General features: G+C 73.0%; 15 protein-coding genes and 1 pseudogene. 9 read left to right on the top strand and 7 right to left on the bottom strand.

Annotated elements, in window-relative coordinates:
* Positions 1-27: 27 nt before the first annotated feature.
* Together OG746_RS35375 and sigJ are read right to left on the bottom strand one after the other, a co-directional pair.
* Positions 28-789, bottom strand: coding sequence for a GntR family transcriptional regulator (locus OG746_RS35375; RefSeq protein WP_266722221.1), 762 nt, complete (start codon positions 787-789; stop codon positions 28-30).
* Between the two features lie 225 nt (positions 790-1,014).
* The gene (gene sigJ, locus OG746_RS35370) at positions 1,015-1,896 is read right to left on the bottom strand and encodes an RNA polymerase sigma factor SigJ (protein WP_266722219.1); all 882 of its coding nucleotides are present in this window, start codon (positions 1,894-1,896) and stop codon (positions 1,015-1,017) included.
* A 158-nt stretch (positions 1,897-2,054) separates the two neighbouring features.
* Here sigJ and OG746_RS35365 point away from each other — a divergent pair, with 158 nt between their 5' ends.
* Positions 2,055-2,885 carry an alpha/beta fold hydrolase gene (locus OG746_RS35365; protein WP_266722217.1) on the top strand — a complete coding sequence of 277 codons (831 nt, stop codon included), beginning with the start codon at positions 2,055-2,057 and terminating at the stop codon, positions 2,883-2,885.
* 60 nt (positions 2,886-2,945) lie between these two features.
* On the opposite strand, the pseudogene OG746_RS35360 reads toward OG746_RS35365, so the two are convergent.
* Positions 2,946-3,782, bottom strand: a pseudogene (locus OG746_RS35360) (EamA family transporter); the annotation flags it as partial.
* 115 nt (positions 3,783-3,897) lie between these two features.
* Here OG746_RS35360 and pdxR point away from each other — a divergent pair.
* The 3 genes from pdxR (at position 3,898) to OG746_RS35345 (ending at position 8,446) form a co-directional block, all read left to right on the top strand.
* Positions 3,898-5,337 carry a MocR-like pyridoxine biosynthesis transcription factor PdxR gene (pdxR, locus tag OG746_RS35355; protein WP_266722215.1) on the top strand — a complete coding sequence of 480 codons (1,440 nt, stop codon included), beginning with the start codon at positions 3,898-3,900 and terminating at the stop codon, positions 5,335-5,337.
* Positions 5,338-5,462: 125 nt separating this feature from the next.
* Positions 5,463-7,043 carry an alkaline phosphatase D family protein gene (locus OG746_RS35350; RefSeq protein WP_266722213.1) on the top strand — a complete coding sequence of 527 codons (1,581 nt, stop codon included), beginning with the start codon at positions 5,463-5,465 and terminating at the stop codon, positions 7,041-7,043.
* Positions 7,044-7,144: 101 nt separating this feature from the next.
* Positions 7,145-8,446, top strand: coding sequence for a GNAT family N-acetyltransferase (locus OG746_RS35345; protein WP_266722211.1), 1,302 nt, complete (start codon positions 7,145-7,147; stop codon positions 8,444-8,446).
* Here the strand turns inward: OG746_RS35345 and OG746_RS35340 are convergent.
* A complete protein-coding gene (locus OG746_RS35340) occupies positions 8,346-9,623 on the bottom strand; it encodes a trans-sulfuration enzyme family protein (protein WP_524540516.1) in 1,278 nt (425 codons plus the stop codon). The genes OG746_RS35345 and OG746_RS35340 overlap by 101 nt on opposite strands.
* 51 nt (positions 9,624-9,674) lie before the next feature.
* Between OG746_RS35340 and OG746_RS35335 the strand changes: the two genes are divergently transcribed.
* Both OG746_RS35335 and OG746_RS35330 read left to right on the top strand, forming a co-directional pair.
* Complete coding sequence (locus OG746_RS35335; RefSeq protein ID WP_266722207.1) at positions 9,675-10,172, top strand: Lrp/AsnC family transcriptional regulator; 498 nt, start codon at positions 9,675-9,677, stop codon at positions 10,170-10,172.
* A 20-nt stretch (positions 10,173-10,192) separates the two neighbouring features.
* Positions 10,193-11,881 carry a DUF885 domain-containing protein gene (locus OG746_RS35330; protein WP_266722205.1) on the top strand — a complete coding sequence of 563 codons (1,689 nt, stop codon included), beginning with the start codon at positions 10,193-10,195 and terminating at the stop codon, positions 11,879-11,881.
* Positions 11,882-11,884: 3 nt separating this feature from the next.
* On the opposite strand, the gene OG746_RS35325 is transcribed toward OG746_RS35330, so the two are convergent.
* Positions 11,885-12,736, bottom strand: a complete 852-nt coding sequence (locus OG746_RS35325) for an SDR family oxidoreductase (protein WP_266722203.1) — start codon at positions 12,734-12,736, stop codon at positions 11,885-11,887.
* 63 nt (positions 12,737-12,799) lie between these two features.
* Here OG746_RS35325 and OG746_RS35320 point away from each other — a divergent pair, with 63 nt between their 5' ends.
* The 3 genes from OG746_RS35320 to OG746_RS35310 all read left to right on the top strand — a co-directional run bounded on the left by OG746_RS35320 (position 12,800) and on the right by OG746_RS35310 (position 16,184).
* Positions 12,800-13,249, top strand: a complete 450-nt coding sequence (locus OG746_RS35320; RefSeq protein WP_266722201.1) for a hypothetical protein — start codon at positions 12,800-12,802, stop codon at positions 13,247-13,249.
* 243 nt (positions 13,250-13,492) lie between these two features.
* A complete protein-coding gene (locus tag OG746_RS35315; protein WP_266722199.1) occupies positions 13,493-15,043 on the top strand; it encodes a PP2C family protein-serine/threonine phosphatase in 1,551 nt (516 codons plus the stop codon).
* A gap of 43 nt (positions 15,044-15,086) precedes the next feature.
* Positions 15,087-16,184: a cobalamin B12-binding domain-containing protein gene (locus tag OG746_RS35310; RefSeq protein WP_266722197.1), complete on the top strand. Its 1,098-nt coding sequence runs from the start codon at positions 15,087-15,089 to the stop codon at positions 16,182-16,184.
* Between the two features lie 22 nt (positions 16,185-16,206).
* Here OG746_RS35310 and OG746_RS35305 read toward each other — a convergent pair whose 3' ends face one another.
* Together OG746_RS35305 and OG746_RS35300 are read right to left on the bottom strand one after the other, a co-directional pair.
* Entirely contained in the window at positions 16,207-19,353 is a 3,147-nt protein-coding gene (locus OG746_RS35305) for an AAA family ATPase (protein ID WP_266722195.1), read from the bottom strand.
* The gene (locus OG746_RS35300; protein WP_266722193.1) at positions 19,350-20,516 is read right to left on the bottom strand and encodes an exonuclease SbcCD subunit D; all 1,167 of its coding nucleotides are present in this window, start codon (positions 20,514-20,516) and stop codon (positions 19,350-19,352) included. Before OG746_RS35300 ends, OG746_RS35305 begins: the two co-directional genes overlap by 4 nt.
* Positions 20,517-20,592: the final 76 nt, after the last annotated feature.

The following is a 20,592-nucleotide window of genomic DNA, read 5'->3' as shown; positions in this document are numbered from 1 at the left end:
AAGCTCGAGCCCTACGAAGCCCGACCCTTACGAAGCCCGCGTCTGCGGAGCGTGGTGGATCTCCACGCCCGCCGTGTCGCCGAAGGTGAGCCGGCAGGTGTCCGCGCGGTAGGTCGCCACCGAGACGGCGGCGGTCGTGCCGCGGCTGAAGTAGCGGGTCGTGACGACGAGGACCGGGGCGCCGGGCAGCCGGTCGAGCTCCTTCGCGTCGTCGGCGCGCGCCGAGCCCAGCTCGACCGCGCGGTCCTCCCCGTCGAGCCCGAGGCGCTGCAGCTCCCGCACGACCGCACGCGCGCGTGCGGCGCCGGACGCGGCGTCGATGGCCGTCAGGTCGGGGGCCGAGCCCACGGGAACGTACAGCAGCTCGGCGGCGACCGGCTGGCCGTGCGAGACCCGCGTGCGGCGCAGGACGTGCACCTCGGTGTCCTGCGCGGTCTCCAGGGCCGCGGCGACAGTGCCCGGCGGAACCTCGAACGTGGAGTCGACGGCCTGCCACGCGTCCGCGCTGCCACCGGGCCAGTCCCGGTCGTTCGACGCGACGGCGACGCCCATGCGGGGCGGCGCGACCGTCGTGCCGACGCCGCGGCGGCGCTGCAGCCGGCCTTCCAGCTCCAGCTGCTCCAGGGCCTGGCGGAGTGTGGCGCGGGCGACGCCGAAGCGGGCCGCGAGGTCCCGCTCGTTCGGCAGGATCTCGCCCACCGCGAACTCGGAGTCGAGCGCATCGGTCAGCACGGTCTTCAGGTGCCAGTACTTCGGCTCCGGAGCCGCTTCCAACTGCGTGGTCCCCACCCTGTCCTCCGCAACAGCCGCGCCCTGGCAGGTTTTTATCGCCCTTGTTTATTAAAGGTTCCTGCCTTATCCCTGCGAGCGTAGGACTGCTCTCGGAACTTGGTCAATACCAATCGGCCTCCGGTTCTCACAGGGCGGAACGCGGCGCACACAGGGCGGAACGCGGAAGGCCCGCCCCCGTTTGCGTCACGGGAGCGGGCCTTGACCAGGTGTGCGGAGCGGCGGCTAGCCGAGCGCCGCGAGCTTGTCCGGGTTGCGCACGATGTAGATCTGCTGGATCCGGCCTTCGCCCAGGCCGAGTTGGAGGACGGCGTCCGGCTTGCCGTTCGCGGTGACGAGCACGCCGAGCGTTCCGTTGAACTCCACGAGGTGCAGCTCGAAGCCCTCCGCACCGCCCTGCCGCACGGCGCCCTGCACGAACCGGCCCACCTTGTCGGCGCTCTCGATGACCCGCAGCGGCGCCCTGGCCTTGCCGCCGCTGTCGCCCACGAGCTGGGCGTCCGGGGCGAGCATGGCCATCAGCCCGTCGAGGTCGCCCTCGGTGGCGGCGGCCAGGAAGCGTTCGGTGAGGTCGCGCTGCTGGACCGGGTCGACGTCGAAGCGGGGCCGGCGCTCGTCCACGTGCTTACGCGCGCGTGCCGCGAGTTGCCGCACGGCGGCCTCGCCGCGCTCCAGCGTGCCGGCGATCTCCGCGTAGGACAGACCGAAGGCCTCCCGCAGCACGAACACCGCGCGCTCCAGCGGCGAGAGTGACTCCAGGACGACGAGCACCGCGAGCGACACGGAGTCGGCGAGCACGGCCTGCTCGGCGGTGTCGGGCACCGTGGGCCCGAAGTCGGTGACGAGCGGCTCGGGCAGCCACGGACCTACGTAGGACTCGCGGCGCGACTGGGCCTGTCGCAGCCGGTCGATGGCGAGCCGGGTGGTGATGCGCACCAAGTAGGCGCGCGGTTCGCGGACGTCGGCCCGGTCCGCGCGGGACCAGCGCAGCCAGGCGTCCTGTACGACGTCCTCCGCGTCGGCGACCCGGCCCAGCATGCGGTAGGCCACGCCCATGAGGACTGGGCGGTGCTCTTCGAAGTCATCGATCTCTGTGTCGGTGGCCACCCGTCCATCCCATAGGACGCGTCGGGCGCTGTCCAGCGGGCGCCCCGCCACTTCGGTTCGGCTGTGCCCCTTGAACTGCGGGCTACTGACCGGTAATTGTTGCTGACAAGGAGTCTAAGGAAACCGTCGCGGCGCGACGGGGACAGGGAGCGAGCGACATGGTGACAGAGGCGTCCTTCAGCATCGAGAGCGCCGGAGGGACCCACACCGTGCGCCTCGCGTACGAGCGCACGGGCACCGGTGAGCCGCTGCTTCTGCTGCACGGGATCGGGCACCACTGGGAGGCCTGGCAGCCGGTGCTGCCGATCCTCGCGGCGGAGCGGGACGTGATCGCGGTCGATCTGCCGGGATTCGGGAGGTCGCCCGCGCTGCCGGACGGGCTCGCGTACGACCTGGCGGGCGTGGTCCCCGTCCTCGACGCGTTCTGCCGCCACATAGGGGTCGAGCGGCCGCATGTGGCGGGGAACTCGCTGGGCGGGCTGCTCGCCCTCGACCTCGGCCGGGAGAAGCTCGTACGGTCCGTCACGGCGCTCTCCCCCGCCGGGTTCTGGACGGGGGCCGAGCGGCGCTACGCGTTCGGGACGCTGCTCGCGATGCGGGCGGGCGCGCGGGCCATGCCGGTGCCGGTGATCGAGCGGCTCTCCCGCTCCGCGGCGGGGCGCGCGGCGCTCACCAGCACCATCTACGCGCGGCCCGGCCGCCGTTCACCCGAGGCGGTCGTCGCGGAGACGCTGGCCCTGCGGGAGGCCACCGGGTTCCGGGAGACCCTGGAGGCCGGTCGTGCGGTGCTGTTCCAGGACGACATCCAGGAGCTGCCGGTCACGATCGCGTGGGGCACCAGCGACCGCATCCTCGTGCGCCGCCAGGGCATCCGCGCCAAGCACGTCATCCCGCAGGCCCGCCTGATCAAGCTGCCCGGCTGCGGGCACGTCCCGATGAACGACGACCCGGCGCTCGTCTCGCGGGTGATCCTCGACGGGAGCCGGTGAGGCGGCAGCCTCTGACGTACGGGACAGCCGACCGAACACCCCCGAGCCCAGGGCGACACCGGCGGCGACGAGCACGCTGCCCGCGCCCTGGGCGATGCCGTACGTCCCGGAGCCGACCAGCGGCGCGGTGCAGGCCGCCGCGACGGGGATGAGCCCCGAGAACAGCGTGGCCCGCTCGGCGCCGATCCGCTGCATACCCATGTACCAGCACACGAAGCCGACGACCGTGACGACCACGGCCTGCCAGGCCAGGGCGGCGAACTCGGCGCCGTCCGGCCTGCGCAGCCAGGAACCGCCGTCCACGACGATCCCCACGACGGCGGCCTCCAGTGCGGCGATTCCGCACACCGTGCAGGCCAGCAGCCGGGGGCCGAGCGGGCGCAGCACCGGCACGGCGAGCACCGCGAAGCCGACTTCGCCCGCGAGGGCGCATACGGAGAAGGCGATTCCGGCGACGTCCGTACGCCCCCATCCCTGGACCGTCAGGGCCCCGGCCGCCACGAGCAACGCCCCGTACAGCACGGCCCGTTGTGGCTGTGCCCTGCTCAACAGAGGCATCAGTACGGCGACCACGACGGGCGCGCATCCTACGAAGACGCCGGGTACCGCGGGTTCGGCGGAGCGTTCCGCGGCGAGCACCGCGAGGTTGAAGCCGACCATGCCGACGGCGGCGAGCAGCGCGAGCCGGCCCCATTGGCGCGGCGTGAGCAGCCGCAGCGGGCGCAGGCCGCCCTTCCCGAGCAGCGGCAGGAGCAGCAGGCACGCGACGGCGTAGCGGATGAACTGGCCGCCGGCGTACGGGTAGTGGCCCAGGACGCTGTTGGCGGTGAAGGAGCCGCCCACGAGGACGCAGGCGAGGGTGGCGAGCAGGGAGCCTCGGAGTGAAGTGGCGTTCATGGAGGCGACGTTAGGGACGGTGGGTGGTCCGTCACGAGGTCCATTCGCGCGGCCGTATCGGGGACCAATCACGGACCGGTCACGGACACCCGGGAGGCCACCGTAGGGTCCCGGTATGACACAGCCGCCCGCTCCGGGAAGCCGCGAATCACCCACCCCCGCCTGGGAGTTGCTGCTGCCCGCGTCGTCCGCCCCGGCACGCGCGCGTGGTCGCGCCTTGCAGTCCACGCTGCGGGACGCGGTGCGTTCGGGGCGGCTCGCACCCGACACCCGGTTGCCGTCGAGCCGGGACCTGGCCCGGGACCTCGGGGTGTCGCGGGGCCTGGTCACGGAGGCGTACGAGCAGTTGACCGCCGAGGGGTATCTGCGCGCCGGGCGGGGCGCAGGGACATGGGTGGGTGAGGCGGCGCGGGCGGCAGCGCCGGGCGCGAGCGACCTGGCGCCACGCCCTTCGACCGGCGCCCGGGCCGACTTCGTCGCGGGAACCCCGGACCTGTCGCTGTTCCCGCGCGCGGCGTGGTCGGCGGCGCAGCGCGCGGTGCTCCTCGACCTGCCGCACCACACCCTCGGCTACCCGGACCCGCGCGGCCTCCCCCGCCTGCGTACGGCCCTCGCCGAGCTGCTCGTCCGGCGGCGCGGCGTGGTGGCGGACCCGGAGCGGATCATCGTGTGTTCCGGGGTGACGCAGGCGGTGACGCTGCTCGGCATCGTGCTCCGCGCGCGGGGGCAGCACGCCATCGGCGTGGAGAACCCCGGCAGCCCGCAGTTCGAGGACCTGTTCGCGACGGTGGGCTCGCGGGCGGTTCGCCTTCCGATGAACGAGGAGGGGCTCGCCATGGGGCCTCTGCGGGAGTCCGGGGTCCGCACGGTGATCACCACTCCGTCGCACCACTTCCCGTCGGGCATCGCGTACTCGGCGCCCCGCAGGACCCAACTCCTCTCCTGGGCCAGACGGGTGGGCGGCCTGATCGTGGAGGACGACTACGACGGGGACTTCCGCTACGACCGTGCGCCCGTGGGCGCACTACAGGGGCTCGACCCCGAGCACGTCGCGTACACCGGGTCGGTGAGCAAGTCGCTTGCGCCGGGGCTGCGGCTCGGCTGGCTGATCGTGCCGGACGCGCTGACCGACGACGTCGTCGCGCGCAAGCGCTACATGGACCTCGGTAATCCGGCCCTCGACCAGGCGGTGCTCGCCCGCTTCGTCGAGCGCGGCGATTACGACCGCCACCTGCGCCGCTGCCAACGCGCGTACAAGGAACGCCGCGACGCCCTGGTGGCGGCACTGCACGAGCACCTGCCCGGCACCGAGGTCTCCGGCATCGCGGCGGGCCTGCACGCCATCGCCACGCTCCCCGACCGCTTCGGCCCGCACCAGGAGCTCCTGGACCGCTGCGCGGCCGCCGGGGTGTCCGTCCGCCCGCTCGGCCACTACGGCGGCGGCGCGGACGGCGGCCTGTCCCTGGTGATCGGCTACGCGCATCTGTCCCCGGCCCGCATCACCGAAGGGGTACGCCTCATGGCACAGGCCGCCCTGCGCGCCAGGTTCCCTTGATGGTGGGGGCAGTTGTTCACTGGGGGTTCGCGTGTGCGCCGTGGCACGGCAGTAAGAGTGGCAGCGCGGCGCCGCGCGCAGGCCATGGCACCGCGCTGTCGTCGAGACCGTCACTGGAGGCGTCCATGTCAGACCGTCCGCAAACTTCCGAGCCCGGCCGCCGCGGGGTGCTGCGCGGCGCGCTCGCCACGTCGGCGGCGCTGGCCCTGCCTGCGATCGGCGGGGCCGCCGCGCCCGCGTTCGCGCTCTCCGGGCGTCCGAAGGCGGGCTGGGGCGTCCAGGCAGGTGACGTGGGCGCGCACTCGGGCCTCGTGTGGGTGCGCTCCGACCGGCCCGCGCGGATGGTCGTGGAGACCTCGCCCACCGAGTCGTTCAAGAAGGTCACCAGATGGCGGGGGCCGCTGATCGGCCCCGACACCGACTTCACCGGGACGACCCGGCTGCGCGGCCTGCCGCCCGGCGAGCAGATCCACTACCGCGTGCGGCTCGCCGACCCGGACGACCCGCGGCGCACCGGCGAGCCCGTCGAGGGGACCTTCCGTACGGCGTCCGTGTCGCGCCGGGACGGGGTGCGGTTCCTGTGGTCCGGCGACATCGCAGGGCAGGGCTGGGGCATCAACCCGGACCGTGGCGGCTACCGCGTGTACGAGGACATGCGCGCCCTCGACCCGGACTTCTTCCTGTGCAGCGGCGACAACATCTACGCCGACGGCCCGATCCTGCCCAGCGTGACGCTGCCGGACGGGCGGGTGTGGCGCAATGTGACCACCGAGGAGAAGTCCAAGGTCGCCGAGACGCTGGACGAGTTCCGTGGCGCGTTCCGCTACAACCTGCTCGACGAGAACCTGCTGCGCTTCAACGCCCAGATCCCCACGATCACGCAGTGGGACGACCACGAGGTGCACAACAACTGGTACCCCGGCCAGATCCTCAGCGACGAGCGCTACACCGAGAAGAACGTCGACGTGCTGTCGGCCCGCTCGCTGCGCGCGTTCAGCGAGTACTTCCCGGTCTCGACGCTGCCGCCGGGTGATGCCGACGGGAGGGTGTACCGGGTGCTGCGGCAGGGGCCGCTGCTCGATGTGTTCGTGCTCGACATGCGTACGTATCGGAACGCGAACTCGCCGGGGCGGCAGACCGACGACACCACCGGGATTCTCGGAGCCGAGCAACTCGCCTGGCTGAAGCGGGAGTTGTCGCGCTCGCGCGCCGTGTGGAAGGTGATCGCCTCCGACATGCCGCTGGGCCTCGTCGTCCCGGACGGCACGAACTTCGAAGCGGTGGCGCAGGGCGACCCCGGCGCGCCGCTCGGGCGTGAACTTCAGCTCGCCGAGCTGCTGCGGCACATCAAGCACGAGCGGATCACCGGCACCCTGTGGCTGACGACCGATGTGCACTACACGTCCGCGCAGCACTACGAGCCGTCGAACGCCGCGTATCAGGACTTCGAGCCGTTCTGGGAGTTCGTGTCGGGGCCGCTCGCGGCGGGCGGGTTCAAGGCGCTGAAGCTGGACGGGACGTTCGGCCCGCGGCAGGTCTTCATCAAGGCGCCGGACCGGAACAACACCTCGCCGGCCGAGACCCCGCCGTACTTCGGGAAGGTCGAGATCGACGGCGGCAGCGGGGAACTCACCGTACGGCTGCGGCAGGAGGGCGGCGACGTGCTGTTCTCGCAGACGTTGCAGCCGGGACGGGTGGGGCAGTGACCCGTCGACCGTCCAGCACCCGAAAACAGACATAAGCACGCTTAACCCGCCGGTCACAAAGCGTTTGTGATCACGCAACACCGGTCCTGCACAGTGGATGCATGACTAACGAGACGCATGTTGTCGCTGTTGTCCTGTGCTGTGCCGCGGTCCTGCTCGCCACGTCCGCCGCCGGGTTCCGATTGCTCTGGTCACGACGCCAGGAGCACGCGCCACCCACGGCGGATACCGGCGCCCGGCCGCCCGCCTCTCCTGAGGCCGCGGCCGGGCCGCTCGACCCGGCGAGCAGCACGCTGTGGCGGATGCGGACGACCGTGCGGGACGAGCCGGGTTCGCTGGCCGCGCTGTGCACGGTCCTCGCCCACGAGCGGGTCGACATCCTGAGCCTGCAGACGCACCCGCTCGCCGACGGCACCGTCGACGAGTTCCTGCTGCGTACGCCCGAGGAGTTGACCTCGGGCGCGCTGACCGAGGCCGTCGCGGGCGCGGGCGGCGCCGACACCTGGGTCGAGCGGGCGGACGCCCACGACCTGGTGGACGCCCCGACCCGCATCCTCGGCCTCGCCACCCGCACGGCGCTCGACGCCGCCGAACTCCCGCTCGCCCTGCGCCAGTTGCTGGGCCGCTGCACGATCAGGTCGCTGCCGGCGAAGGCGGCCTCCGCCTCCGGCGGCGCGCCGGTCGAGAGCGGCTTCGACGACACCGTGCTGCGGCTTCGCACCCCGGAGGGCGGGGTCATCGCGGTGGAGCGGCCGTATCTGCCGTTCACGCCCACCGAGTTCGCGCGTGCCCGCGCCCTCGTGGAGCTGGACACCCGGCTCGGCCCGCGGGTGCCGAACGGCGAGGACGTCCTGACGCTGCCCGAGGGCAACGACATCACGGTGCGGCGCGCCGACATCGGCGACCTGGACCTGTCGAGGGCGATGCACGAGCGGTGCTCCCAGGCCACGTTGTCCCGCCGGTACCACGGGCCGGTCGCCGACGCGGACCGCTATCTGAACCACCTGCTCAGCCCCCGCTACGGCCGCACCCTCGCCGCGCAGACCGCATCCGGCCGGATCGTCGCCCTCGGCCATCTGCTGTGGGACGGCGACGAGACCGAGATCGCGCTGCTCGTGGAGGACGACTGGCAGCGCCGCGGCATCGGCGCCGAACTCCTCGGCCGCCTGGTCGCGATGGCGGTCGAGGCGGGCTGCGCCAGCGTGTACGCGGTGACGCAGTCGGCCAACACGGGCATGGTCGCGGCGATGCGCGGCCTCGGCCTGCCCCTCGACTACCAGATCGAGGAGGGCACGTTGGTGATCACCGCCCGGCTCGATGCGGCACCGGTGGCGTCCCTGCTTCCGTCCGCGCTTCCGTCCGCGTACGAGGACGAGTACGAGCGGGCCGAGCAGCACGGCTGACCGGGTGGGCGGGCCCGGCTCCGGCGCCCAGCGCCCGGTCCAGGTCCGCCCACAGGTCCTCGACGTCCTCCAGACCGACCGAGAGCCGCAGCAGCCGGTCGCCGACGCCCGCCGCCCTGCGGTCGTCGGCGGCGACCACGCGGTGGCTGATCGAGGCCGGGTGTTGGATCAGTGAGTCGACGCTGCCGAGGCTGACCGCCGGGGTGATCAGTTCGACCCCGGCGGTCACCGCGTGCGGGTCGCCGGCGACCTCGAAGGCGACCATGGCGCCGCCGATCCGCGGATAGTGGACGCGGGTGACGCGTGGGTCCCCGGCGAGCCGCCGGACGAGTTCCGCGGCCGTCGCGGACGCGGCCCGCACCCGTACCGGCAGGGTCGAGAGCCCGCGCAGCAGCAGATAGCCGGCGAGCGGATGCAGCACCCCGCCGGTCGCGAACCGCACCTTGCGCAGTTCCCGCGCGAACGCCTCGTCGCAGGCCACGACGCCGCCGAGGACGTCCCCGTGTCCGCCGATGTACTTCGTGGCGCTGTGCAGGACGAGCCGGGCGCCGCTCTGCGCGGGCCGCTGCAGCACGGGTGTCGCGAACGTGTTGTCGACGAGCAGCGGCACCGATCCGCAGGCGCCCGCGACGGCCGCGAGATCGACCTCCGCGAGCGTCGGGTTGGCGGGCGACTCTACCAGGACGAGGCCGGTGTCGGGCCGTATCGCGTCGGCGATCCCGGCAGGGTCGACCCACGTCACCTCCGAGCCGAGCGCGCCCGCCGTCAGCAGGTGGTCGCTGCACCCGTACAGCGGGCGGACCGCGACGACATGGCGCAGGCCCGACGCGACGCGTACGAGGAGCACGGCCGTCAGCGCCGCCATGCCGCTCGCGAACGCGACCGCGCTGTCCGTGCCTTCGAGGCGTGCGAGGGCGGTCTCGAATCGGGCGACGGTCGGGTTGCCGAGGCGGCCGTAGACAGGCGGGCCGCCGTCGAGGGCGCCGTCGGCGGCGAACGCGTCGACGCGGGCCGCCTCCGCGCGGGTGTCGGCGGACGGGTAGGTGGTGGACAGGTCGAGGGGCGGGGCGTGCAGTCCGAGAGCGGCGAGGTCGTCGCGGCCCGCGTGCACGGCCTCGGTGGCGAAGGCGCGGGTGCGGGCCCCGCTCGTGTCCCAGTGCGGTTCCATGGTCGGCATCCTGAACAACGGGCGGGGTTCGTGGTTCAACTCCCGTGCTACGTTCGGCAGATGACCGACTCCGTCGTACTCGATCCGGTCGACCTGGACATACTGCGGCTGCTGCAGAACGACGCCCGCACCACGTACCGGGATCTGGCGGCGCAGGTCGGTGTCGCGCCCTCCACCTGCCTGGACCGGGTGAACAGGCTGCGGCGCGGCGGCGTGATCCTCGGGCATGTGCTGCGGCTCGACCCGGCGAAGCTGGGGCGCGGTCTGGAGGCGCTGCTGTCGGTGCAGGTGCGCCCGCACCGCAGGGAGCTCGTCGGGCCGTTCGTGGAGCGGGTCCGTGCGCTGCCCGAGGCGCGCACCGTGTTCCATCTGACCGGCCCCGACGACTACTTGGTGCACGTCGCCGTCCATGACATGGCGGACCTTCAGCGGCTCGTGCTCGATTCCTTCACAGCGCGCCCCGAAGTGGCCCGCGTCGAGACCCGTTTGATCTTCCAGCAGTGGGAGTGCGGGCCACTGCTTCCGCCCGCGGCGAATCATGGTGACGCGACCCCCTGACTCGTACGAGGATGTGTCGCATGCCACACATCCCGAGCTCTCAGCACTCCGCAGCCCTACTGCCCCGGCAGATCGCCGATGCCTACGTCGACGCGATGGTCGACCTCGACCCCGTGGAGGGCACCTTCCTGGGCGTCCGGGAGGCCCACAGCAAGCTGCCCGACCTGTCCCCCGCCGGCCTCACCGCCGTCGCGGACCTCGCCCGCGAGACCCTCGCGAAGCTCGACGAGGCGGAGCGCGCGCCCGGCGCCGACAGCGACGTCGAGCGGCGCTGCGCCCGGCTGCTGCGCGAGCGCCTGACCGCCTCGCTCGCGGTGCACGAGGCGGACGAGCACCTGCGCGAGGTCTCCAACCTCGGCTCGCCGATCCACAACGCCCGCGAGGTGTTCACGGTCACCCCGACCGACACGGACGAGGACTGGGCGGCGATCGCCGAGCGGCTGCGCGCGGTGCCCGCGACGTTCGCCGGCTACCGGGAGACGCTCGCGCTCGGCCTGGACCGGAAGCTGCGCGCGGCGCCGCGACCGACGGAGACCTTCATCGGCCAACTCGCCGAGTGGCAGGGCTGGTTCGAGGACTTCGCGGCCGCGGGCCCCGAGTCTCTGCGCGCCGAGCTGACCGAGGCGGCGCGCACCGCGGACGCCGCGACGGTCGAGCTGCGCGACTGGATGCGGGACGTGTACGCCCCCGCCGTCGAGGGCGCGCCGAACGTGGTGGGCCGCGAACGCTACGCGCGTTGGTCGCGCTACTACAACGGCACGGACCTCGACCTGGACGAGGCGTACGCGTACGGCTGGAGCGAGTTCCACCGGCTGCTCGCCGAGATGCGCACGGAAGCCGAGAAGATCCTGCCCGGCGCCGAGACGCCCTGGGTGGCGCTCGCGCACCTCGACGAGCACGGGCGGCACATCGAGGGCGTCGACGAGGTGCGGCAGTGGCTGCAGAATCTGATGGACGAGGCCATCGGCGCGCTCGACGGCACCCACTTCGAACTCGCCGACCGGGTACGGCAGGTGGAGTCCTGCATCGCGCCCGCCGGCAGCGCCGCCGCGCCGTACTACACACCCCCGTCGGAGGACTTCTCGCGCCCCGGCCGCACCTGGCTGCCGACGATGGGCCTGACCCGCTTCCCCGTCTACGACCTGGTGTCCACGTGGTACCACGAGGGCGTCCCCGGCCATCACCTCCAGCTCGCGCAGTGGGCGCACGTCGCCGGTGACCTGTCCCGCTACCAGGCGACGCTCGGCATCGTCTCCGCGAACGCGGAGGGCTGGGCGCTGTACGCGGAGCGGCTGATGGACGAACTGGGCTTCCTCACGGACGCGGAGACCCGGATCGGTTACCTGGACGCGCAGATGATGCGGGCCTGCCGGGTCATCGTCGACATCGGCATGCACCTGGAGCTGGAGATCCCGGCGGACTCGCCGTTCCACCCCGGCGAGCGCTGGACCCCCGAGTTGGCGCAGGAGTTCTTCGGCGCGCACAGCAGCCGTCCCGCGGACTTCGTGGAGAGCGAGCTGACCCGGTACCTGTCGATCCCCGGCCAGGCGATCGGCTACAAGTTGGGCGAGCGGGCGTGGCTGCTCGGCCGGGCGGGCGCGCAGGCCGCGCACGGGGACACCTTCGACGCGAAGGCGTGGCACATGGCGGCGCTGTCGCAGGGGTCGCTGGGGCTCGACGACTTGGTGGACGAGCTCTCCAAGTTGTGACTCTCAGGAGGTTCGGCGGAAGCCGCCCTCCGAGCCGATGACCTGCCCGGTGATCCACGCGGCCTCGTCCGTGGCCAGCCACGCGATGAGCCGCGCCGGGTCATCGGGCATCCCCCACCGCTTGGCGGGAAACAGTTCGGCGATGGATTCGTACGCCTCGCCATCGAGGTAATCCGTGTCAACGGGCCCCGGGTTGACGGTGTTCACGGTCACGAACTGCGGGGCGAGGGTGGTGGCGAGCGAGCGGGTGATCGACGCGAGCGCGCCCTTCTGCAGGGCGTACGCGATCTCGCCGGGCATGCCGTCGGCGATGTCCTGACCGGAGGTCATCATGACGACGCGGCCGCCTTCCTGGGGCTCCTCGGCCTTCGCCCGGTGCCGGGCGAAGGCCTGGACGAGCAGCACCACGGAGCGGGCGTCGACGGCCCAGTGGGCGTCCAGCATGGCGGCGTCGATGGTGTCGAGCGTGCCGTCGCCGCCGCTGAGGGCGTGGTTGGCGACGACGATGTCCAGCCGCCCGCCGAGCGCTTCGGCGGCGTCCCGGATCAGGCGCGCGGGGGCGTCGGCTTCGGTGAGATCCGCCGGTCCGTGCGCCACGACGGCATCCGGCACGCCACGCACGGCCCGCACCGCGTCGGCCACCTCGGCGGGCCGGTCCGCGCCCCACGGCATGGCCTCGTCGTGCGCCACGTGGTGGTGCAGATACACGCCCGCCCCGTACGCGGCGAGCCTGCGGGCCACGGCGAACCCGATGCCACCGCGCCGGCTCGCACCGGTGACCAGGGCGGTGCGGCCGCGCAGCGGGAGGGGGTCACGGCGGAGTTCGGCGGACGTGGGGTGAGGCAATTTCGGCATGCCATGGATCATGCCCGACAGCGCCCTCCCGCCTCCTGTGAATTACGCGCCTATCCTGCCCTCATGGAGACCGCCCGCCCGCCCTTCATCGACGAGCACCGGATCGTGGTCGCCGCGCCCGCCGACCGCGTATGGCCCGCGCTGGCCACAGAGTTCGGGGGGAGCAGCGGCCGACTCTTCGACCTGTACGCGCGGTTCATCGGCGCGAAGCCGCTGCGGTCCAGCGGGGCGCCGCTCACCGAGGGCTCGACGCTGCCGGGCTTCGCCGTGGTGGAGGCGGTCACCGGACGCTCGGCGCGCCTGGTCGGACGGCATCTGTACTCGCGCTACGAGTTGACCTTCGACCTGGCCGAGCGCCCCGGCGGCACCCTGGTGCGCGCCCGTACGTACGCGGCGTTCCCCGGCCCGCTCGGGCGCGTCTACCGGCTCCTGGTGATCGACTCGGGTGCGCATCGGGTGCTGATGGTCCGCCGGTTGGCCGCGCTCGGCAGGCGCGCCGAGCGTGCCCGCTGACCGCCGTACGTCGACGCGCAGGCGCAGGGCGCATTCTTCAGCACCCCGGTTGGGATATCACCGATACGGGAAAAGTACGGACAGTAGTCATATGCCGTCGGTAACGTAACCGTCTCCTGCCTTCGCAGTGGACGGATGGCGGGGTCCGTACGAGCGTGTCCCAGATCGATGACCTCCTTGCCAGAGCAGAGAAACTCATGCGGTGCGGGGCCCGCCGCGCAGCCCTGCGCCCCGTATCCAGTGGTGACAGTCGGCGCGGACGGCATCGTGCTGTCCCACAACGACCAGGCCGGGGCGCTGCTGGCGCAGGTCGGCGTCGGTGTCGCGTTCGGCAAGGTCGCGCCCGCTTGGCTGGCCGAGGCACACATACGGCGCACCGGGGGTACGGGAGAGACGCTGTCGACCTGGGCGAGCGGCCGGATCGACGGCCACCACGTGAAGGCGCTCCCAGGCCCGGACGTGGACGGCGCGGTGACCTGGTGGCTGGTCAGTGACCGTGCCCAGGCGGGCGTGGAGCAGGAGTTGGTGCGCGAACGGGCGAAAGCGCATCTGCTGCAGGAACTCTCTTCCGACCTGCTCGCCTCGTTGAACGTCGAGCACCTTACGGCGGTGATCGTGGAACGGGCGGCGCGGCATCTGGCGGACGCGGCCGTCGTCGTCGGGACGGACGACGGACACGGCTTCCCCGTGACGCGGTGCACCGCCGACGGGACGTTGACCCGGGAGCGGATCGCCCTGGATCCCGGGCAACTGCCGGGCCTGGCAGAGGTGTTGACGGGACTTCCCGCGGTGCCCTCCCAGTGGATCGATCCCCACCAGGTGCCGTCCTGGGCCCTTCCCTTCGGTTTCGTGGACGACGCCGCCGACATCGGTTCCGTCGCCGTGGTGCCGCTGCCGGGTCACGGCGCGCCGGCCGGGGGCCTCATCCTGCTGCGCCGCCGCCAGGAGGCGGTGTTCACTCCCGCCGAGGAGTCCTTCGCCCAGTTCTTCGCCGCACGCGCCGGCGCCGCACTGTCCACGGCCCGCTGGTACGCCGGACAGGCACACACCACCGAAGTCCTGATGAGCGACCTGCTGCCACCCGCACTCGACCGCGTGCACGGCATCGGCTTCTCCGGCCGCTACCGCGCTTCCGTGGCGGGCGAACGCGTCGGTGGCGACTTCTACGACCTGTTCCCCGCCGATACGCCGGAGGCCGAGACCGTCGCGGTGCTGGGAGACGTGTGCGGCAAAGGGCTGGAGGCCGCGGTCACAGCGGGCCGGGTTCGTCACGTGCTTCAGGCGCTGGTGCCGTTCGCCGCCGACCACACCCGCGTGCTCACCCTGCTCAACAAGGCACTCCTGTCCGCGAACCGGACCCCGTTCGTCACGATGGTCCTGGCCACCGCCGTCCGCCGGGGCGCGTACGTACGGCTGCGCCTCTCGAGCGCGGGCCATCCCGCCCCGCTCGTCGTGCGCACCACCGGCCGCGTCGAGGAGGCCCCGACCCGCGGCACACTGATCGGCGCGTTCGCCGACATCGAGCTCACGACCGCCGAGGTCACCCTGAACCCGGGCGAGACCTGCCTGCTGTACTCCGACGGGATCACCGAGGCGCGCGGCGGACCGCTGGGCGACACGATGTTCGGCGAGGACAGGCTGCGCACCGTGTTGAGCCAGTGCGCCGGAATGCCGCCCGAAGTGGTCACCGAACGCGTGCAGATGGTCGCCTCCCAGTGGGTGGGAGAGCGCCGGCACGACGACATGGCCGTCCTGGCGATCGGCGCGCACCACGACAACGTCCGACAACCGTGAATCCGACAACCGTGAACGAGTCACCCCGGAAAAGGTGAACCGCATGACCGACACCATGAGCCCGAACTCCCTGGCCGAGCCGCGTGAGCAACTGTGGCGGGCGGTCGGTGACGGTGACGAGACGCGCGCGGTCACGCTGGTGCGTCGTCTGCTCGACACGGCAGAGCCCGAGCGGACGTCGTCCACCACGGACGGTTCGGCCGCCGCCGCACAGCTGCGTGCCGCGGGTGAGCGGGTCCTGCTCGAACTGATCGCGCCGACTCAGGAGCGGATCGGCCTGGCCTGGGCGGCCAATGACATCACGGTGGCGCAGGAGCACGCCGCGACGGCCATCAGCGAGCGGTGCGCCGCGGCCGTCGCCGACGCCACCGTCCCCGCCCTCAGGGACGCGCCGAAGGGAAGGGTCCTGGTGGCGTGCGTCGACGGCGAGTGGCACTCCCTGCCCGCACGACTGGTCGGCGAGGTGCTGCGGCTGCGGGGCTGGCGCGTCGACTACCTCGGCGCCCAGGTCCCCACCGAGCATCTGGTCGCCCACATGCACCACACCCGTACTCAGGCGGTGCTGCTGTCCTCGTCCATCCCGACGCTGCTGCCCGGCGCCCACAACGCGATCAACTCCTGCCAGGCCGCCGGCGTTCCGGTACTCGCCGGCGGGCGGGCGTTCGGTCCGCAGGGCCGCTACGCCCGGCTGATGCGGGCCGAGTGGGCCGAGGACGCGGCCGGCGCGGCCGACCTGCTCGACCGGAACCCGGCGCAGCCCGGTGCGCACGCGGCCCGCCTGCCCGCTGTGGACCTGCCGCATCTGGACGACCAGGAGTACAGCATGGTCCACCGCACGAAACCGCAGTTGGTCAAGCAGGCCCTCGCCGACGTCGAGACGGGCTTTCCCGAGATGCGCCAGTACAGCGCGTACCAGCGGGAGCGCACCGTCGAGGACATCCACCACATCGTCAGTTACCTCGCCACCGCCCTCTACGTCGACGACCCCGACCTCTTCACCGGGTTCATCACGTGGACCGCGGACATTCTGACCGCCCGTGGCGTTCCGGCGCGGTGCCTGCTCCCCGCTCTGGACTCACTCCTCAACCAACTCAAGGACTTCCCCCGCACCAGCGCCATCCTCACCGCCGCCCACGGCTAGAGCCTGCCGTTTGGATCAGTCCCTAAGCCGGCCCCGTGGTCCCGCGCTGACGCACCACCGACCCCTCGCGTCCCTTCACGACCTCCAACTGCGCGTGCACCCGACGCCGCAGATCGCCGACGTGGCTCACGATGCCGACGCTGCGGTCCCGCTCGCGCAGGGAGTCGAGGACGTCGAGGACCTCGTCGAGGGTCTGGTCGTCGAGGCTGCCGAAGCCCTCGTCGATGAAGAGGGTGTCGAGGCGGACGCCGCCCGCCTCGTCCGTGACGACGTCCGCGAGGCCGAGCGCCAGGGCGAGCGAGGCGAAGAAGGTCTCACCGCCGGAGAGCGTCGCCGTGTCGCGCTCGCGGCCCGTCCACGCGTCGACGACGTGCAGGCCGAGGCCCGAACGGCCGCGCCCTGCAAGGGAGTCGGAGTGCACCAGGGTGTAGCGGCCCGAGGACATGCGGCGCAGGCGTGCGGTCGCGGCGGCCGCCACCTGCTCCAGGCGGGCGGCCAATACGTACGACTCCAGGCGCATCTTGCGCTCGTTGTCGGCGGCGGTGCCGGCCGCGAGGGAGGCGAGCCGGGCCACCCGGTCGTATGTCTCCCGCAGCGGGCCGAGGCGGCGGGCCTCGGTGGCGACGCGGCGCGAGAGCCGGTCGAGTTCGGCGCAGCGCCGCTGGGCCGCGTCGCGCGCGGATCCGGCCGTCCGTACGCGCGCGTCGGCGGCCTGCGCGGCGGCCCGGGCCGCGGCGACGTCGGCCGCGGGCCTCTGGGCGGCCTCTGCGGTGTCCTCCTCGGCGAGCACCGCGCGTACGGTGGCCTCCTCCGACTGCCGGGCGTCCAGGCGGTGTTGGAGTTCCCGGTGGTGCGCGTCGTCGAGCAGCGCGGCGGCCGCGGCCTCCGGCGTGTCGAACCCGGCCCGGAACGCCGCGTCGGCGAGTCGCGCGTCCGATTCCTTGAGGCGCCGCGCCGTGTCCTCGACGGCGCGCGCCGCGTCGGCCGCCTCCGTGAGCAGCGCACCCTGCCGCTCCAACTGCTCCGCGCGCGCCTCGACGCTCTCGGCCGCGCCCCGCGCCTTCGCCAACTCCCGCTCCAGGCCTGCCTGTTCACGGTCCATGGCGTCACGCAGTGAAGTACGGGCGGCGGTGCGCTGCGCGGCCTCCTGGCGGGCGGCGAGACGGCGGTCGCGCTCGCCGTCGGCGCGAGCGAGGGTCTCCCGGGCGGGATGCGCGGTGGACGCGAGGGCGTGCGCCTCGGCGTGTCGCTCCGCCAATTCGCGGGCGGTCCCGGCGAGTTGCGTGGCGGGGGCCTCCCCAGCCGCGGCCTTCGCCGCCGCCAGTTCCTCCCGTACGTCGCCCAGGGCGCGCTCGGCCCGGGTGCGGCGCTCGTCGGCGGCGCGGTAGGCGACGAGCGCGGACTCCTCGGCGGCCCGGTCGACGTGCCCCTCGGACTTCCGCATGGGCGCGGGGTGTTCGCTGGCGCCGCACACGGTGCAGGGTTCGCCGTCGACGAGGGCCTCGGCGAGTTCGGCGGCGACGTCGCGCAGCCGCTGCTCCTTCAGGCCGAGCCAGTGCTCGTGGGCGGTCGCCGACTGCTCGCGGGCCCGCAGCGCGTCGGCGTCGGCGGTCTCGGCGCGCTCGGCCAGCCGGTCGCGTTCGACGGCGGCGCGGGCCTGCTTGCGGGCCGGTTCCAGTTGTCCCGCGAGGTGTTCGGCGCGGGTGGCGGCCTCCTGGGCCTCGTCGACCCGGGCCTGGAGGTCGGCGCGGCGGGCCTCCCAGCCGTCGAGCCAGCCTTCGGTGTCGGCGAGCAGGTCGGTGTCGGCGCGCTCCTCGCGGTCGAGGTCGGTGCGCTCCTTGGTGAGCTCCCCGAGCCGCCGCTCGGCCCGCCGCGCCGCGTCGAGCCCACCGAGCTCTTGAACGACACGCCGGGCGGCTTCGGTGAGCGCTTCCGGCGAGGTCGGGATGCCGGTGCCGGTGCCGGTGCCGGTGCCGGTGTCAGTCTCGGTGTCGGCATCGACGTCGGAGCCGGCAGCGGCATCGGCATCGGCCGCGTACGGCTCCCCCGAGCCGAAGTCGCCGACGCCCGAGGCGCCTGGCCACGCCGCCTGCAGCTCCCGCCGGGCCCGACCGTCCTCCGTCAACGCCTCCCGGTGTGCCGCCTCCGACTCGTCCCGGAGGGCCAGCGCCGGCTCCACCGTCGCCGCCTTGCGGGCGCGGTCCATCCGGTCCTGGAGGGCGCGGTGCTCCCCGGCCCGCTCCTCCAGGGCCGCCTCCCGCTCGCGGGCCTGCGCGAAGCGAAGTTGCAGGCGGTGGGTCTCCGTCACGTCGGACAGGTCGTGCTGCGCCGCGATCCGCGCCGACTCGGCCGCGTCCAGGGCGAGATGGGCGTGCGTGAAGTGTTCGCGCGCGGTCGAGCGGGCCGTGGCCGCCCAGGTCAGTACGGCGTCCGCGATGCCGGGGTCGCCCGGTGTCGCGTCGACGGGGTCCAGCTCCACGACGTTCCCCGCCGCCTGCTGCATACGGTGGGCATCCGCCAGCAACTCCGAGTCACCGGCGGCCACTTGCTTCTGCGCCGCCTTGCGGTCCTCGGCGAGCCGCTGCTCCACCGCGGCGAACCGGTGCGTGTCGAAGAGCCGGCCGAGCAGCTTGCCGCGGGCCTCCGCGTCGGCCCGCAGGAAGCGCGCGAAGTCGCCCTGCGGGAGGAGGACCACCTGGCAGAACTGGTCCTTGCTCATGCCGAGCAGCTGCGTGACCTCCTCGCCGATCTCCTGGTGGGAGCGGCTGAGGTCCTTCCACTTCGCCGCCACGGCGTCGTACTCGCGCAGCCAGCTCTGCGCCTTCTCCGTGGTGAAGCCGGTGCCGCGCTTCTTGGGGCGGGCGAACGGCGGCTGCCGGGTGATCTCCAGGCGGCGGCCCGCGACGGTCAGGTCGAGGGACACTTCGGTGCGCACGCCCGCCTCGGCGTGGTCGCTGCGCAGGTTCTGCCCCTGGCCGCTGCCGCTCTGCCGGGCGCCGGGCACGGACCCGTACAGCGCGTAGCAGACCGCGTCGAGGACGGAGGTCTTGCCCGCGCCTGTCGGCCCGTGGAGGAGGAAGAGTCCCGCCGCCGACAGGTCGTCGAAGTCGACCTTCTGCGTGGCGCCGAAGGGTCCGAACGCCGTGATCGTGAGTGTGTGCAACCTCACCTGGCCACCTCGCGCACCACATCGTCCGCGCGTACGGCGTCGAACGCGGCCCGCAGCACCACCCGCTCGCTCTCGTCGGGCCCTGCGCCCCGGACGTGGGTCACGAAGTCCTCCGCGATCTCGTGGTCGTCGCGCCCCTTGAGGCGCTCGGCGTAGCTTGCGTCCGGCTCCTCGTCGTCCGTGCGGAGCGGGTCGAAGAGCAGGCTGAGGGTGTGCGGGAACCGGTCGGCGAGGCGGGCCATCGGGTCGTCCGGCCGGATCGCGTCCGTGAGCGTCGCCTCCACCCACGACTCCTCGTGCCGGGCGAGGTCCGGGTCGGCGAGGAGGTCCTCGAGGTCGCCGCGGAGGCGGACCAGCGGACGCGGCACCGGGCAGTCGAGGCGCTCGGCGGTGACCGCGCCCTCGGCGTCGAGGTCGATCAGCCACATGCTCTTGCGGTGGTCCGCCTCCGAGAACGAGTACGGCAGCGGGGAGCCCGAGTAGCGGACCCGGTCGCTGATGACCTGGCTGCCGTGCAGGTGCCCGAGCGCCACGTAGTCCGCCCCGTCGAAGACGCCGGACGGGACCGCCGAGACGCCGCCCACCGTGATGTCCCGCTCACTGTCACTGGGCGCGCCGCCGGTCACGAAGGCGTGCGCGAGGACGACGGACCTGGTGCCGGCCGGGCGCGCGGCGAGGTCGGCCCGCACCCGCTCCATGGCGGCGGCGAGCACCTGCTCGTGCCCGGCCTTCGCCACCCCGAACTCGTCCTTCACCAGGGCCGGTTCGAGGTAGGGAAGTCCGTAGAACGCGACGTCGCCGTGTGCGTCCGGCAGCACGATCGGCTCGCCGCACCGGGCCGGTGCCGTCCGCAGGTGGATGCCGGCCCGGCCGATGAGGCCCGCGCCGACGCCGAGGCGACGGGCCGAGTCGTGGTTCCCGGAGATCATCACGGTGGGCACGCCGAGCTCGGCGAGGCGGTGCAGTGCGTCGTCGTACAGCTCCACGGCGGCGAGCGGCGGGACCGCGCGGTCGTACACGTCACCCGACACGACCACGGCGTCGACGCTGCGCTCGCGGGCGGTGTCGACGAGGTGGGCGATGAAGGCGGCCTGGGCGTCGAGCATGTTCACGCGGTGGAACGAGCGGCCCAGGTGCCAGTCGGATGTGTGGAGCAGCCTCATGACACACGAGGCTAACGGGTGGGTCTGACATGGCGGGTGGTTATGCCCGGGATGCCTGTTGCGGTGGGAGTGGCGG

The sequence above is a fragment of the Streptomyces sp. NBC_01016 genome (assembly GCF_026341035.1).
In the GTDB taxonomy this organism is placed as follows: Bacteria; Actinomycetota; Actinomycetes; order Streptomycetales; family Streptomycetaceae; genus Streptomyces.
This window is presented reverse-complemented; position numbering and strand designations above follow the sequence as displayed.